Source organism: Myxococcus hansupus (genome assembly GCF_000280925.3).
GTDB lineage: Bacteria > Myxococcota > Myxococcia > Myxococcales > Myxococcaceae > Myxococcus > Myxococcus hansupus.
Window position 1 is genome coordinate 6,797,580 of sequence record NZ_CP012109.1, and the last position, 15,933, is coordinate 6,813,512.

Here is a 15,933-nt window from a genome sequence, read left to right on the forward strand (position 1 = left end):
GGACGACACCCGGCGCCCTCCGGCTCACGTCTTGGCGCTCTCCCGGTCCTGTCCGGGCTCCGGCTGCTTGGGCCACACCAGCGAGGCGACGATGGCGGCCACCAGCACGCCGCCAATCACGCCCAGGGAGATGCCAATGGGAAGGTGGATGTCGAAGAAGGTGATGAGCATCTTCACGCCCACGAAGCCCAGAATCGCGCTCAGGCCCAGCTTCAGGAAGTGGAACTTGTCCATCAGGCTGGCCACGACGAAGAACAGCGAGCGCAGGCCCAGAATCGCGCACACGTTGGACGTGTAGATGATGAAGGCGTCCTGGCTGATGCCCAGCACGGCGGGGATGGAGTCCAGCGCGAAGAGCAGGTCGGTGGCCTCCACCACCACCAGCACGATGAACAGCGGCGTGAACTTGCGCCGGCCATCCTCCTGCACGGTGAAGCGGCTGCCCTCACCCATGCGCGCCACGGGGAGCACCCGCCGCGCGAACTTCACGATGCCCTTCTGCTCCGGGTCCATCTCCTCGTCCTTCGACACCAGCATCTTCACGGCCGTGAAGACGAGGAACGCGCCGAAGATGTAGATGAGCCAGTGGAACTGCTTCACCAGCGCCGTGCCGGCGATGATGAGGCCCGCGCGCATGACGAACGCGCCCATGATGCCCCAGAAGAGCACCCGGTGCTGGTGCTCCGGCGCCACCCGGAAGTAGCTGAACACCATCAGGAAGACGAAGAGGTTGTCGACGGAGAGCGCGTACTCCACCACGTACGCCGTCAGCCACTGGAGGCCCACCGTGGGGCCCTGGAAGTGCCAGATGCCCGCGCAGAAAATCAGGCTGAGGGTAATCCACACCAACGTCCAGAGGCCGGCCTCCTTCGGCGTCACCGCGGCGCTTTTGCGACGGAACAAACCGAGGTCCAGCGCGAGCATCGCGAGGACGAAGACGTTGAAACCGACCCAAAGCGCGACTTGGTTATTCACGTAGCAATCCTGTTGCAGGGTACGACGGGGCGCACCCTACCGGCGGGCCGCCCGGGCGTCGACCCCTTGCGTTGAAACGAGGGGCTACTCCGTCGCCGGGCGGCGCAGCACCACCAGGGAGCGGCCCACCACCTGGACGTTTCCCCCCGCCGGCGTGTGCGTGCGTGGCGACTCACCACACACCGCCGTGTCCACGACCAGCTCCCAGTCCGCCCCCCACTCGAAGGCGGGCAGCATGAAGGTGATGGGCTCGTGGTGGGCGTTCATCAGCACCAGCACCGTGTCCCCGACAATCCGGTTCCCCTCGTCGTCCGGCGCCGCGATGGCGTCTCCGCCCAGCAGGAACGACAGGGAACGCACGTAGGGCTTCTCCCAGTCGTCCTTGCGCATCTCCTTGCCGTCGGGCCGGAACCACGCCAGGTCCTTCAGCTCGCTGTCCCACATATGGGCGCCGCGGAAGAAGCGCCGCTTGTGCAACACCGGCTGCTCACGCCGCAGCTTCGTCAGGGCGCAGGTGAAGTCCAGCAGCTCCCGCTGCGTGTCGTTCAGCTCCCAGTCCACCCACGACAGCGCGTTGTCCTGGCAGTAGGCGTTGTTGTTGCCCTTCTGGGTGCGGCCCATCTCGTCGCCGGCCACCAGCATGGGGACGCCCTGGGACAGGAAGAGCGTGGCCAGGAAGTTGCGCTTCTGCTGCTCGCGCAGGGTGTTGATTTTCGCGTCCGTCGTCTCGCCCTCCACGCCGCAGTTCCAGGAGTGGTTGTCGTTGGCGCCGTCCCGGTTCTCCTCGCCGTTCGCCTCGTTGTGCTTGTCGTTGTACGTGACGAGGTCGTGCAGCGTGAAGCCGTCGTGCGCGGTGACGAAGTTCACGCTCGCGGCGGGCTTGCGCCCCGACAGCGCGAACAGGTCCGAGCTGCCCGTGAGGCGATAGCCAATCTCCGCGGCCTGCCGGTCGTCTCCCTTCCAGTAGCGGCGGATGGTGTCGCGGTACTTGCCGTTCCACTCGCTCCACAGCACCGGGAAGTTGCCCACCTGGTAGCCGAAGTCGCCCACGTCCCAGGGCTCGGAGATGAGCTTCACCCGGCTGAGCACCGGGTCCTGGTGGATGATTTGGAAGAAGGCCGCGCGGGTGTCGTAGCCGTGCCGGTCACGCCCCAGGGTGGTGGCCAGGTCGAAGCGGAACCCGTCCACGTGCATCTCCTCCACCCAGTAGCGCAGGGAGTCGGCGATGAGCTTCAGCGCGTACGGGTGCGTGGCGTTCCACGAGTTCCCGCACCCGGTGACGTCCATGAAGTAGCGCGGGTCCTTCTCCGTGAGCCGGTAGTAGGCCGCGTTGTCCAGGCCCTTGAAGGACAGCGTGGGGCCCAACTGGTTGCCTTCACAGGTGTGGTTGTAGACGACATCGAGCAGCACCTCGATGCCGGCGCGGTGAAGCTCCTTCACCATGCGCTTGAACTCGTCCACCTGCCCGCCCAGCGACCCCGAGCCGCTGTAGCGCGCGTCCGGCGCGAAGAACCCCAGCGTGTTGTAGCCCCAGTAATTGACCTTCTCGCGCTGGATGAGGAAGGGCTCGTCGACGATGTGCTGGATGGGCAGCAGCTCCACCGCGGTGACGCCCACCTTCTTCAGGTGCTCGATGCTCGCCGGGTGGGACAGGCCCGCGTAGGTGCCCCTCAGGGCCTCCGGGACGCGCGGGTGCAGCTTGGTGAAGCCCTTGACGTGGACTTCGTAGATGACGGTGTCGTGCCAGGGCACGTCGGGCGGCGCATCCCCTTCCCAGTCGAAGGTGTCCTCGCCCAGCACCACGCCCTTGGGCACGGCCGCGGCGTCGTCGCGCGCGTCGAAGGTGAGGTCATCCTCCTTCGCCCCCGGCGTGTAGGCGTAGATGGGCGCCTGGTAGTCCACCTGGCCGTGGATGGCCCGGGCATACGGGTCCACCAGCAGCTTGTGGGGGTTGAAGCGCAGCCCCTTCTTCGGCTCGTAGGGGCCGTGGACGCGCAGCCCGTAGAGGGCTCCGGCCCGCAGGCCGGGCACGTAGCCGTGCCACACCTGATGGGTGGTCTCCAGCAGGGGGAAGCGGCGTGTCTCCTTCGCGGGGTCCTCCGGGTCGAAGAGACAGACCTCGACCTTCTTCGCGTGCTCGCTGAACACGGCGAAGTTGACTCCGTGCCCATCGAACGTGGCGCCCAGGGGATACGGCTTCCCTGGAAGCACCTCGGCCCTCCTCATCCGGCGCTCCTCTCCAGCAACACCACCGGAAACTCCGCCAGGAGCGGCCCGAGTGGCAGCACCGCGCCGCCCGGTCCACGCTCAGGCCGAACCTGACGTCCGGTGAACACATCGCGGAACATCATGCCCGCATATGCCTCCGGAAGGTCCAGGAACGTGCTGCCGTACGCACCGGCCAGCCCTTCGGGGGCCTCCAGGGCGGACTGGGTGTAACGCGGCGCGCAGGCCACCACCACCACGTCCCCCAGCTCCCGCGAGAAGGCGACGGCCGCCCGCGCCCGGGGGCCCGTCAGCTCGAGCGCCCGGTAGCCCCCGCTCCGGAAGAGGGCCGCCTGGCGCTGGCGCAGCCGCAGGGACTCCGCCAGGACGTAGAGCTTCACGCGGCCGTCATCCAGGTCCGTCGCCAGCCGGCCGCTGAGCGCGGCCCGGTCCTGGGAGGCCTCGGCATCCAGGGCCTCCAGCAGTTGGGCGCGCTGGACGAAGTCCACCGGCCGCCGGTTGTCCGGGTCCACCAGTGACAGGTCCCACAGTTCGCTGCCCTGGTAGGTGTCCACCACCCCAGGCGAGGCCATCTTCAAGAGGAGCTGGCTCAGCGCGTTGTACTGGCCCGCCCGCTCGATGGAGCGCTTGAAGTCACGCACATCCTCCAGGAAGCCGCCAGACACCTTCGGGTCGAAGCATCCGTCCACGAAGCGCGCCACCGCGTCGTCATAGGCGCTGTCCGGGTTGGTCCACGAGGTGCGGACCTTGGCCTCCTTGATGGCCTTGCCCATGTACTCACGCACCCGGCGCTGGAAGTCCTCCAGCTCCTGGGCGGAGTGGGATTTCCCCATGGGCCAGGCCCCCACCACCGTCTGGAAGAAGAGGTAGGCGTCGTTGGCCGTGGGCGCGGGCCCCGAGGGCAGCAGCGACACCGCCGGCTCCGTCTGCCGGGCCCACTTCTTCACGCGCTTGCGCCACTCCTCCGGCACTTCCGTCAGCACGTTGATGCGCGCGCGCACGTCCTCGCTGCGCTTGGTGTCATGCGTGCTGGAGGTGAGCTGGCTGGCCGGCCACCGCTCCGCGCGCTCCTGGTTGCGCAGGTGGAAGGTGTTGGCGTGGACGCCGAAACGCTCCGGCTCGCCGCCCACCTCGTTGAGGCTCACCAACCGGTTGTAGATGTAGAAGACGGTGTCCTCCAGGCCCTTGGCCATGACGGGCCCCGTCACCTGCTGCAGCTTCATGGCGAAGCGCAGCATGTCGGCGCGCTCCCGCGCGTCCGCGTGCTCCGGATAGCGGCGCAGGAGGACGTCGCGCAGGAACTCGAAGATGGACGCGTTGGTGGTGGCGTTGCGCTCCTTGGCGCGCTGGATGGTCCACTCGATGTACTGCACGTCGCGCGCGTCCAGCTCCGGACGCCAGCCGTCCACGTACGTGCGATAGACGGGGAACAGGGCGATGAACTCCACCAGCGCCCGCCGCAGCGAGTTGAGGGTGAAGTCGCGCGTGCGCCGGTTCATCTCCGAGATGCGGTTGAGCTCGTGCGCCAGCACGTTGATTTCGCTGGCCATGGACACGCGCATGATGAGCAGCTTCTTCTGGTAGACGAGCTCGGCGAACTCCGCGTGCCCGCCGACGAAGCGCTCGTAGGTCTCCGTCAGCGCCTTCTCCGCGTCCGGCTGCACGAAGAGGCCGCTCACCGCGTTGGCGAAGCGGTAGCCGGTGGTGCCGTGCACGGCCCAGGACTCGGGCATGCGCTCACGCCCGCCCTGAATCTTCTCCACCACCACGAACATCGCCTTGCGCAGCGGGCTGTCGGGATGCTGCGTCACCTCCGCGCGCCAGCGCTCGCGCAGCGAGGCCTCCACCGCGGGCCAGCGCGTGTCGTCCTCCGCGTGGGACTGGAGGAACAGGGCATGGGCCCGCTCCACGAAAAAGCCCTCCTGCAGGTCCAGGAAGTACGCGGTCGGGTCGAAGAGCCCGTCGGGATGGTCGATGCGCAGCCCCGTGACGAGCCCCTCGCGCAACCACCGGAAGATGAGCCCGTGCGCCTCCTTGAAGACGTCCGGGTCCTCCTCGCGCAGGGCGGCCAGGCCGTTGATGTCGAAGAAGCGCCGGTAGTTGATCTCCTCGCCCGCCACCCGCCAGTGCGCCAGCCGGTAGCTGCACTGCGCCAACACCGCGTCGAGCAGGTCGAACGAGCGGGGGTTGCCCGGCTCGCCGTTGAAGACGCGGAGGTTGTCCTCGATGTAGGCCAGCACCTCCTCGCTCTCCGCCGCCACCGCGGCCAGCCGGCGCTTGATGACCTCCTTCTCCCGGTGACGCTCCACCACGCGGGCCCGCTCCACCTCCGTGCGCGCCGGCAGGTGGTCAATGGCGGTGAGGATGGACAGCAGCTCCACCATGCTGGGGTGCTCGCCGCCCAGCCGCGACTCCAGCCGCTCCAGCCCGTGCTGGAGGATGCGGGAGTACTGCCGCGGCGCCACCGGCAGCGTGTGCTCGTAGTAGTGGAGGAAGAAGGCGCCCTCGCGGAAGGCGAGCTTCAGCTCCCCCTTCTCCAGGACGATGCCGTACTGGTCCCCCAGAATCGGGAGCAGCACCTGGTTGCGCAGCTCCTCCTTCACCGGCGACCAGTCGATGTCGAAGAACTTCGCGTAGACGGAGGACGGCCCGTTCTCCAGCACGTCGAACCAGAGCCGGTTGTCCCGTTCGATGCCCATGTGATTGGGCACCACGTCCAACACCTGCCCCATGCCCCGCTCCCGCAGCGCCGCGCACAGCGCCGCGTGCGACGCCTCCGTGCCCACCTCGGGATTCAACTGTTGGTGGTCCACGCAATCGTAGCCATGCGTGCTGCCCGGCGTGGCCTTCAGATAGGGCGAGGCATAGAGGTCGCTCACCCCCAGGCGGGCCAGGTACGGCACCATGTGCCGGGCGTCGTCGAAGGTGAAGCCCTTGTGGAACTGCACCCGGTACGTGGACAAGGGGGTGTGCGGCCGCGTCTCCAGGTCCTCCTGGACACGGGTGTAGAGCCCTTCCGCCAGCGACTCCGACGTCATCGTGGCGCCACCCGCCCCGTTCGAAACGGAGCCCTCTTCTTCCAAGGCGTCGAGCAACATGGGGAGCAGAGGTAGGCCGCCCGCGCTCACACCGCCAGCACGCAGTGGGCCGTCCGCCCTCTATCCAACGCTCCGTCCCAGCGCCCAACCCCTGGAAATGCAAGGGGCCCGCCGCGTAGCGCGGCGAGCCCCAAGTACGGCCACCGGGAGACCCCGGCCAGTCCTCAGCTCAGCTGCTTGTTCACCAGCGCCGTCATCTCGAACATGGTGACGTTCTTCTTGCCACCGAAGATGGGCTTGAGCTTGTCGTCGGCGTTGATCTGCCGCTTGTTCTTCGCGTCCTGCAGGCCCTGCTTCTTGATGTAGGCCCAGAGCTTCTTGACAACCTCGGTGCGCGGAAGCGGCTTGGTGCCGACGATCTCAGCGAGCGCGGCGGAAGGCGTCATTTCCTTCATGAACGACGCGTTCGGCGTGCGCTTCTTCGCGGCGGGGGCCTTCTTCGCAGCGGGAGCCTTCTTCGCAGCAGCTTTCTTGGCGGCCATTCGTCTTGAGTCTCCTCCCCTCCGAAGGGGACGTTGTACGGCGTTGCTTATGTGAAGCGACAGCCGATGCGGCGTAGAAGTAGCACGCCCAAGCCCGAAAAACAGCCCTCTCCTGCGATTTTCCCTCTGAGCGCCCCGCCATGAACGCCGCTGGAGCCCGAAAATCAGGCTCCAGCGCGCACGGCGTGATCCACGCCATTCCCCTTCGGAGCCCCGCTGGGGCCCGAAAATCAGGCGCCTGCGCGTCAACGTCCCTCGGAAGACGCCTTGCCGGAGCGTCGGGTGGCCCAAACCCGCGCTGGATTCTCCTTGCGGACCGGGTGTGTTTTTTTGGATGAAATGCCGCCATGAGAGTCCTCATCACCGGTGCTGGCGGGTTCCTGGGGACGTGGCTGGCCAAGGCCCTGGCGGCGCGCGGCGACACAGTCACATGCCTGTTGCGCCCTCACGGGGACGCCTCCGGGCTCGCCGGGGTGGCGTACACACGAGCGGAGGGGGACGTCACCCTCCCCGCCACGCTGGCGGCCGCGGTGGCCGGTCAGGACGTCGTGTTCCACCTCGCGGGCGTACGCCGCGGCGCGACACGCGACGACTTCATGCGCGTCAACGCGGAGGGCACCCGGAACCTCTGCGACGCCATGGTGGCCGCGGGCCACCGTCCCCGGCTGGTCCATGCGGGCTCGCTGGCCGCCAGCGGGCCCTCCACCCCCACCCGGCCCCATGTGGAGGAAGACCCCTTCCACCCCTATGAGTGGTACGGGGAGAGCAAGGCCGAGGCGGAGCGCATCGTCTTCTCCTACGCGGATCGGCTGCCGGTGACGGTGTGCCGTCCGCCTCGCATCATGGGCCCCTGGGACAAGGAGAACCTCGCGTTCTTCAAGCTGGCACAGCGCGGCATCCGGCTGGAGCTGACCGGCGGCCCCCGGCCCTTGACACTGGTGGACGTGGAGGACGTGGTGGCGTTGATGCTCATCCAGGCCACCCACCCGGCCGCGCTGGGCGAGGCCTTCTTCTGCGCGGGCCCCAGCGCCCCCCTGTCACTGGAGACCATCCAGGAGGTGGGGGCCCAGGCGCTGGGGCTGAACCCTCGCACGGTGCGCCTGCGTCCAGGCGTACTCAAGGGCCTGGCCGCGGCGGCGGACGGCGTGTCCCGGTTGACGGGGCGCAAGCTGGCCCTGAACCGGAAGCTGGCGCGGCAGCTCCTGGCGCCCGCTTGGACCTGCTCCGGGGCCAAGGCCGAACGGCTGCTGGGCTTTCAGCCCCGGCATGACCCGGTGGAGTCCATCCGCCGCAGCGCGCTGTGGTACCGGGAACAGGGGTGGCTGTAGCCCCTTCTCCCTGAGCCGCCGGGAGGCCCTCCGCCGTCCCGGCATCGTTGACCTCACCCCCCTCAGAGTGTCAGGAAGCCCGCAGCCCCATGTCCGCGAAAGCTGCCTTCTTCGATGTCGACGGGACGCTCGTGAAGACGAACGTCGTTCACGTCTACGCGTACTACGCGATGAACCGAGGCTCCGTCCTGGGAATGGCCGGACGGACCCTGAGCACCGCGCTCAGCGTGCCCCTGTTCGGCGTCATGGACGCGTTGGACCGCAAGACGTTCAACGAGTTCTTCTACCGGTACTACGCCGGCCTCAGCGAGGACCGCCTGGTCACCATCGCCGAGGACATGTTCGAGGACGTGCTCCAGCCCGCCCTCTTCGCGCAGACGCAGGACCTCATCGACCAGGCCCGCCGCAGCGGCTGCAAGATTGTGCTCGTCACGGGCGCGCTGGACTTCACCATGCGCCCGCTGGCCCGGCACCTGGGCGCCGACGACCTCATCGCCAACAAGATGCAGTTCGTGGGCGGCAAGGCGACGGGCAAGGTGATTCCGCCCATCATCGAAGGCGCGAACAAGGCCAACGCCATCCGCGCCTACTGCACCAAGGAAGGCCTGTCGCTGGACAAGTGCCACGGCTACTCCGACAGCGCCTCTGACTACGCCATGCTCGCGGTGGTGGGACGCCCCACCGCGGTGAACCCGGACCTGCGGCTGCGCTCCATCGCGCGCGCCTACAACTGGCCCATCCTCGACCTCAAGTAAGAGCCCATCTCCATGCGCCCGTTCAAGACGCTCCAGAAGCTGTACGACGAGGAAAGCCAGGTCGTCATCACCGAGAAGGGCAGCCCGCCGCGCGTGCTGTTCCACGGTGAGAACTTCCTGCAGGAAGACCTTCCGGTGGGCACGCGCGTCATCTTCCCGCGCCCGCCCCTGGCCGGCGTGCCCAACGTCAAGGCCGCCATCCGCTACGCCATCAACAACCCGGAGGGCATGGAGCCGCTGCACGCGCTGCTCAAGCCGGGCATGCGGCTGACGTGCGTCATCGACGACATCAGCGTGCCGCTGCCGCCCATGGTGACGCCGGACGTGCGGCAGACCATCCTGGAAATCGTCCTGGAGCTGGCCGCTGACAGCGGCGTGGACGACATCCACCTGGTCATCGCCAACGCCCTCCACCGCCGGATGACGGAAGGCGAGATGAAGCGCATGGTGGGCGAGAAGATCTTCGACGCCTACTACCCGGACCGCTACTACAACCACGACGCGGAGGACCCGGACGGGATGGTCGCGCTGGAGCGCACGTCCCACGGCGAGGAGGTGTCGGTGAACCGCCGCGTGGCGGAGAGCGACCTCATCGTCTATGTGAATGTGAACTTCGTGCCCATGAACGGCGGGCACAAGTCCATGGGCACCGGCGTGTCCAACTACGCGTCGCTGCGCCACCACCACAACCCGAAGACCATCCGCGACTCCGACAGCTACATGGAGCCGAAGACGAGCGCGCTCTACAAGAGCAACGAGCGCATCGGGCGCAACATCGACAAGCACCTGAAGGTCTTCCACATCGAGACGGCGCTGAACAACCGCATGTTCGGCGGCCCCACCGACTTCCTGGCGAAGAAGGAAGAGGACTACACGGAGGCGGACCGGCTGAAGTTCCAGGCCATGCGCTTCGCGCTGTCCAAGGTGCCGCGCGCGGCGGCGCGCAAGGTGCTCAACTCCATCCCCGCGCCCTATGACGTGACGGGCGTCTACGCCGGGGCCACGGAGCCCACGCACGCGAAGACGCTGGAGACGAGCTACAAGCAGTACGTGGTGCCGGTGGAGGGACAGAGCGACATCGTCATCTTCCCCATCCCGTTCATCTCCCCGTACAGCGTCAACTCCATCCTCAACCCGCTGCTCGTGCAGGTGATGGGGCTGGGCTACTTCTACAACCTGAACCGCGGCGTGCCGCTGGTGAAGAAGGGGGGCGTGCTCATCCTCCTGCACCCGGCCTACGACGAGTTCGACCCGGAGCACCACCCCAGCTACATCGAGTTCTTCCACCGGCTGCTGCCGGAGACGCGCGACTCCATGAAGCTGGAGCACAAGTACGAGCGCGAGTTCGCGGAGAACCCCAGCTACGTGCACCTGTACCGCAAGGGCAACGCCTACCACGGCGTCCACCCCTTCTACATGTGGTACTGGGGCGAGAACGGCCGCCAGCACGTGGGCAAGGTCATCGTCGCGGGCGCGGAGAACAACCACGTCCCCGCCCTGATGGGCTGGGAGCGCACCGACACGCTCACCGAGGCCATTGAAGAGGCCCGCGGGTTCATGGGCCGCTCGGCCACCATCAGCCTGCTGCGCATCGCGCCCACGGTGATGGTGGACGTGAAGTGAGGACGCCCATGTCTCCGCTCTCCGAGCTGAACGTCACCCAGACCTTCACCGGCAAGCGCCTGCTCTTCGCGGGCGCCACCGGCTTCGTGGGCAAGGTGACGCTGTCCATGCTGTTGACCCGCTACGGGAACGACCTGGACAAGGTCTACGTGCTGGTCCGCAAGGGCAACACCGCCTCCGCCGAGCGCCGCTTCTTCGACAAGGTGGCCGTCAGCGAGCCCTTCCAGCCGCTGCGCGACAGCCTGGGGGACGAAGGCGCGCTGGCGTTCATCCGCCAGAAGGTGGAGGTGCTGGACGGCGACATCACCGACCCGTGGATGGGCCTGGAAGAGGCCCAGGTGGCGGAGCTCACCGGCAAGGTGCACGCGTTCATCAACTGCGCGGGCCTGGTGTCCTTCAATCCGTCGCTGGAGGTGGGCCTCAACGTCAACACCCACGGCCTGAAGTTCGCCGCGGAGCTGGCGCTGCGCTGGTCCGTGCCGCTGATTCACATGTCCACGGCCTTCGTGGCCGGCAACCGCAGCGGGCTCGTCTTCGAGGACGAGGAGGTTCGCGGCTACTTCCCCAAGCGGGACGAGATGGACGGGCGCGACTTCAGCCTGGAGCAGGAGCTCCAGGACTCGGCGCGCATCGTCGCGCGGCTGCGAGAGCAGGCCGATGACCGCGCCCTCACGTCCACCTTCCGCAAGAAGGCGTTGGACCGCCTGGTGGAAGAGGGCCGCGACACCAACGACGAGAAGACGCTGCGCCTGGCCGTCGGCCGTGAGCGCAAGCTGTGGCTCAGCGGCGAGCTGGTGCGCGCCGGCATGGAGCGCGCCGCCCACTGGGGCTGGCCCAACACGTACACGTACACCAAGTCCCTGGGTGAGCAGGTGCTCGCGGCCACGCCGGGCCTGCGCTACTCCATCGTCCGGCCCTCCATCGTGGAGAGCGCGCGGCACTTCCCCTTCCCGGGATGGAACGAGGGCTTCACCACCTCCGCTCCGCTCGCCTTCGCGGGCATCAAGGGCCCGGGCGGCATCCCCGCGGGTGAGAGCACCATCCTGGACATCATCCCGGTGGACCAGGTGGCGGGCGCCACCATTGGCATCACCGCGCACGCCATGGACGTGGAGGAGCGGCGCATCTACCAGCTCGCGTCCGGCGACGAGAATCCGTTCTACGCCGGCCGCTCGGTGGAGCTGGTGGGCCTGTACCGGCGCCGCTACTACCGCAACCGCGAGTCCGGCAACGCGCTGATGAACAAGCTGCGCTCGCGCATCGAGCCGCAGCCGGTCAGCAAGCAGGAGTTCGAGCTGTTCAGCGCGCCCATGCTGTTGCGCGGCGCGCGCTTCTTGAAGAAGGCCATCGACGAGGTGCGGCCCGCGTGGGGCGCGCCCGCCGTCCAGGCCATGCTGGACAAGGCCAAGGTGTCGCTGGACGAGGTGGACGACAACGCCCAGGGCATCATCGCCCTGACGGAGCTGTTCCTCCCCTTCCTCTACGAGAACCGCTACGTCTTCCGCTGCGACAACACGCGCTCCGTCTACGCGCGCATGGCGCACGCGGACCGGCTGAAGGTGCCCTGGGACCCGGAGCACATCGACTGGCGCGAGTACTTCCTGGGGACCCACCTCCCCGGCCTGGAGAAGTGGGTCTTCCCGGGCATGGAGTCGGAGCGCGAGAAGCGCACCGTCATCCCCGCGCACCGCGACCTGCTGGAGCTGATGGAAGCCACGGTGCATGCGTACCGGCACCGCGTGGCCTTCCGCATGGTGGCGGGCGAGAAGGAAGAGCGCTTCACCTACGGCGAGGTGCACCGCTACGCCTCACGCGTGGGCAGCTTCCTGCTGGCCGCGGGCATCAAGCACGGGGACCGCGTGCTGCTGGTGTCGGAGAACCGGCCTGAGTGGGGCATCAGCTATTTCGGCATCCTGCGCGCGGGCGCCACCGTCGTGCCGGTGGACCCGGGCCTCAGCGAGGCGGAGCTGGTCAACATCGCCCGCCGGGCGGAGGCGCGCGCGTGCCTCGTCTCCGAGGACGCGGCCCGGGACTTCCCCGGCCTCTTCGCCGCGCTGGGTGACGGCGTCACCGTGGCCAGCCTCGCGGAGGCGATGACGGGCGACCCGGCGCACCCGGACCGCATCGGGCCGGTGCGCAAGTCCGCCGCCGCGGACGACCTGGCCAGCATCATCTTCACCTCCGGCACCACGGGCACGCCCAAGGGCGTGATGCTCACCCACCGCAACTTCGCCGCGCTGGTGGCGAAGCTGGCGGGGACCTTCGACATCGGCGTGGGCGACGGCGTGCTGTCCGTGCTGCCGCTGCACCACACCTTCGAGTTCGCCGCCGGCTTCCTCACCCCGTTCTGGCGCGGGGCGGAAATCACGTACATCGACGAGCTCACGTCGGACCGGCTGGGCGAGGTGTTCGAGACGGGCCGCATCACCGCCATGGTGGGCGTGCCGGCGCTGTGGCAGCTCCTGCACCGCAAAATCACGCAGGAGTTCGCCAGCCGCCCGCCCTTCGTGGAACAGGCGCTCAAGGCGCTGCTGGCCACCCACGGCGAGCTGCGCAACCGCAACAACATCAACCTGGGCAAGCTGCTGTTCTGGCCGGTGCACCGCAAGTTCGGCGGGCGCATCAAGGTCATCGTGTCGGGCGGGTCCGCGCTGCCGGACGACGTGCACAAGGCCTTCCACGAGCTGGGCTTCAACATCACGGAGGGCTACGGCCTGACGGAGGCCGCGCCGGTGCTGGCGGTGACGAAGCCCGGCAACAAGCGTCAGCCCGGCACGGTGGGCCGCGCGCTGCCCGGCATCGAGCTGCGCATCCTCAACCCGGACAACGACGGCCTGGGCGAGGTGTTGGCCAAGGGCCCCAACGTCATGCCCGGCTACTTCGGCGACCGCGAGGCCACCGAGGCGGTGCTCAAGGACGGCTGGCTGCACACGGGCGATTTGGGACGTCTGGACGCGGAGGGCCAGTTGTATCTGATGGGCCGCGCGAAGGACGTCATCATCGACCACAATGGGAAGAACATCTACCCGGACGAGCTGGAGGAGCTGTACCAGGACCACCCGCACATCCAGGAGCTGTCCATCGTCGGCCTGCCGGACGAGGCGGGCGGCGAGAAGGTGGCGTGCCTGTGCGTGCCCGACTACGGCAACCGCCCGCGCGAGGAGGTCCGCCGCGAGTTGGAGGAGCACTTCCGCAAGGTGGGCGCGGGCATGCCCTTCTACCGGCGCGTGAAGGTGCTGCGCCTGTGGGACGGCGAGCTGCCCCGCACCGCCAAGCGCAGCGTGAAGCGCAAGCAGGTGGTGGAGGAGCTCAAGCGCCAGGAGCGCATGGCGGCCAGCGCCAGCAAGGCGCGCGAGAAGGTGGCGAACCCGGGCATGGGTGGGGTGGGCGAATGGCTCTTCCCGCTCATCGCGGAGGTCAGCCACCGGCCGGTGGCCGACGTGCGCCCGGACGCGCTGCTCAGCGGTGACCTCGGCTTCGACTCGCTGATGCTCACCGAGCTGTCCTCCGCGCTGGAGGCCGCGGGCGTGCCCCTGCCCGCGGTGGAGGACCTGACGCAGGTGCAGACGGTGGAGGACCTGCGCAAGGTGGTGGCCTCCTCCGGCAAGCGCCCCACCGCGGAGACGCGCGCGAAGGAGATCTCCAAGGAGAACGAGCGCGCCGAAGAGGTGGAGATTCCCGTTCCCGAAGTCGTGGCGGACGTGGGCCGGCAGCTCCTGTCCTTCGGGCAGAAGGTGCTCTACGGCGGCGTGTTCGACGTGAAGGTGACGGGCAAGCCCTTCATCCCCAAGAATCGCAACTTCCTCGTCATCGCCAACCACTCCAGCCACCTGGACGCGGGCCTGGTTCGCGTGGCGCTGGAGGAGCAAGGCGAGCGGCTGGTGTCGCTGGCGGCGCGTGACTACTTCTTCGACACGCCGCTCAAGCGCGCGTGGTTCGAGAACTTCACCAACCTGATTCCCATTGAGCGGCAGGGCTCGCTGCGCGAGTCGCTGCGCATGGCGGGTGAGGCGCTGCGGCAGGGCTACAACGTCCTCATCTTCCCGGAGGGCACGCGCTCCACCACCGGCGAGCTGATGGAGTTCAAGTCCACGCTGGGCTACCTGGCGCTCACCTTCCACGCGGACGTGCTGCCGCTCTACATCGGCGGCGCCTTCGACGCGCTCCCCAAGGGCAGCGTGCTGCCGAGGACGAAGACGCCTCTGCGGGTGAACATCGGCCCGGTGCTGGGCCATGCGGACCTGCGCACGCGGGTGCAGGGCATGGCGCGCTCGGAGGGCTACCGCTACGTCACCCGCATCGCGGAGGACGCCATGCGGGCGCTGCGCGACGGCAAGGTGCTCAACCTGGAGCGGGTGGACCTGCCTCCGCCCGGCGCCGGCACCCGCAGGTCCAAGGCCACGGAAGGGAAGGACTCGTGAAGCTGCTGGTAACGGGAGGCACGGGCTTTCTGGGCACGCACCTGGTGCCCAGGCTGGTGGCGGCGGGCCACGAGGTGCGGCTCATCGGCCGCTCGCAGCCGTCGGGCGCGCCGTACGCCGGGACGGAGTACGTGCCCGGTGACTTGAAGAACCGGGACGCGGTCCGCCGCGCGCTGGAAGGCGTGGACGCCGTCTACCACCTGGCGGGGCTCGTCTCCTTCCAGCCGAAGGACGCGCGGAAGATGTTCGAGCTGCACGTGGACAGCACGCGCGAGCTGCTGAGCGACGTGCGCGAGGCCGGCGTGAAGCGCGTGGTGCTGGCCTCCACCTCCGGCACCATCGCCGTGTCGAAGGAGGAGCGCGTCCTCGACGAGAGCGCCGACTACCCGATTACGGTGGTGGGCCGGTGGCCCTACTACCTGTCCAAAATCTACGAGGAGAAGCTGGCCCTCGCGTACTGCCGCAAGCACGCCATCCCCCTGGTGGTGCTCAACCCCAGCCTGCTGATGGGGCCCGGGGATGACCGGCTGTCCTCCACGTGGACGGTGGTGAAGTTCCTCAACCGCGAGATTCCGGCCATGCCGGGCGGCGGCATCTCCTTCGTGGACGCGCGCGACGCGGCGGACGCCTTCGTCCAGGCGCTCACCCGGGGCGAGCTGTACGGCCGGCACCTCATGGGCGTGAATCTGTCCATGACGGACTTCTTCCAGCGGCTGGAGCGCCTGTCCGGCGTGCCCGCGCCGAAGCTGAAGCTGCCGTCCCAGCTCAACGTGCTCGGTGGGAAGCTGCTGGAGCGCTGGGCCAAGGTGCGCGGCACCACGCCCACGCTGGACCCGCAGGAAATCGACATCGGTGAGCACTGGTTCTGGTTGAACGCGTCCAAGGCGGAGGCCGAGCTCGGCTTCCGCGCGCGCGACATCACGGAGACGCTCTCCGAGACGGTGCAGCACATCTACGGGAAGATGCCGCCCACGTGCCTGCCGGGCACCAAGGGCCGGCTGGCCGAGCTGCGCGAGAACACCTGA

Annotated in this window: 9 protein-coding genes; 5 read left to right on the top strand and 4 right to left on the bottom strand. The window is 68.2% G+C overall.

The annotated features are described in order from the left end of the window. Positions 1-24 precede the first annotated feature (24 nt). The 4 genes from A176_RS26440 to A176_RS26455 all read right to left on the bottom strand — a co-directional run bounded on the left by A176_RS26440 (position 25) and on the right by A176_RS26455 (position 6,781). On the bottom strand, positions 25-975 hold the full coding sequence (locus A176_RS26440; protein ID WP_002638298.1) for a TerC family protein: 951 nt from the start codon (positions 973-975) through the stop codon (positions 25-27). 84 nt (positions 976-1,059) lie between these two features. Further along, the gene (glgX, locus tag A176_RS26445) at positions 1,060-3,201 is read right to left on the bottom strand and encodes a glycogen debranching protein GlgX (RefSeq protein WP_044889402.1); all 2,142 of its coding nucleotides are present in this window, start codon (positions 3,199-3,201) and stop codon (positions 1,060-1,062) included. Beyond that, positions 3,198-6,299, bottom strand: coding sequence for a malto-oligosyltrehalose synthase (gene treY / locus A176_RS26450; RefSeq protein ID WP_002638300.1), 3,102 nt, complete (start codon positions 6,297-6,299; stop codon positions 3,198-3,200). Before treY ends, glgX begins: the two co-directional genes overlap by 4 nt. A gap of 164 nt (positions 6,300-6,463) precedes the next feature. Next, positions 6,464-6,781 (bottom strand): SWIB/MDM2 domain-containing protein, encoded by a 318-nt coding sequence (locus A176_RS26455; RefSeq protein ID WP_002638301.1) that lies wholly within the window; start codon positions 6,779-6,781, stop codon positions 6,464-6,466. A 347-nt stretch (positions 6,782-7,128) separates the two neighbouring features. Between A176_RS26455 and A176_RS26460 the strand changes: the two genes are divergently transcribed. The 5 genes from A176_RS26460 (at position 7,129) to A176_RS26480 (ending at position 15,933) form a co-directional block, all read left to right on the top strand. Then, on the top strand, positions 7,129-8,109 hold the full coding sequence (locus A176_RS26460) for an NAD-dependent epimerase/dehydratase family protein (protein ID WP_002638302.1): 981 nt from the start codon (positions 7,129-7,131) through the stop codon (positions 8,107-8,109). 89 nt (positions 8,110-8,198) lie between these two features. Continuing rightward, a complete protein-coding gene (locus A176_RS26465; protein WP_002638303.1) occupies positions 8,199-8,864 on the top strand; it encodes an HAD family hydrolase in 666 nt (221 codons plus the stop codon). 12 nt (positions 8,865-8,876) lie between these two features. After that, complete coding sequence (gene larAH / locus A176_RS26470) at positions 8,877-10,487, top strand: NPN-dependent hydroxyacid isomerase, LarAH14/15/16 family (RefSeq protein ID WP_002638304.1); 1,611 nt, start codon at positions 8,877-8,879, stop codon at positions 10,485-10,487. Positions 10,488-10,495: 8 nt separating this feature from the next. Further along, positions 10,496-14,908 (top strand): AMP-binding protein, encoded by a 4,413-nt coding sequence (locus A176_RS26475; protein ID WP_002638305.1) that lies wholly within the window; start codon positions 10,496-10,498, stop codon positions 14,906-14,908. After that, positions 14,905-15,933 (top strand): NAD-dependent epimerase/dehydratase family protein, encoded by a 1,029-nt coding sequence (locus A176_RS26480; RefSeq protein WP_002638306.1) that lies wholly within the window; start codon positions 14,905-14,907, stop codon positions 15,931-15,933. Before A176_RS26475 ends, A176_RS26480 begins: the two co-directional genes overlap by 4 nt.

Excerpts from the sequence above, each read along its gene's own strand:
- glgX (WP_044889402.1), bottom strand. The coding sequence starts at position 3,201 with ATGAGGAGGGCCGAGGTGCTTCCAGGGAAGCCGTATCCCCTGGGCGCC.
- treY (WP_002638300.1), bottom strand. The coding sequence starts at position 6,299 with ATGTTGCTCGACGCCTTGGAAGAAGAGGGCTCCGTTTCGAACGGGGCG.
- A176_RS26455 (WP_002638301.1), bottom strand. The coding sequence starts at position 6,781 with ATGGCCGCCAAGAAAGCTGCTGCGAAGAAGGCTCCCGCTGCGAAGAAG.
- A176_RS26460 (WP_002638302.1), top strand. The coding sequence starts at position 7,129 with ATGAGAGTCCTCATCACCGGTGCTGGCGGGTTCCTGGGGACGTGGCTG.
- A176_RS26465 (WP_002638303.1), top strand. The coding sequence starts at position 8,199 with ATGTCCGCGAAAGCTGCCTTCTTCGATGTCGACGGGACGCTCGTGAAG.
- larAH (WP_002638304.1), top strand. The coding sequence starts at position 8,877 with ATGCGCCCGTTCAAGACGCTCCAGAAGCTGTACGACGAGGAAAGCCAG.
- A176_RS26475 (WP_002638305.1), top strand. The coding sequence starts at position 10,496 with ATGTCTCCGCTCTCCGAGCTGAACGTCACCCAGACCTTCACCGGCAAG.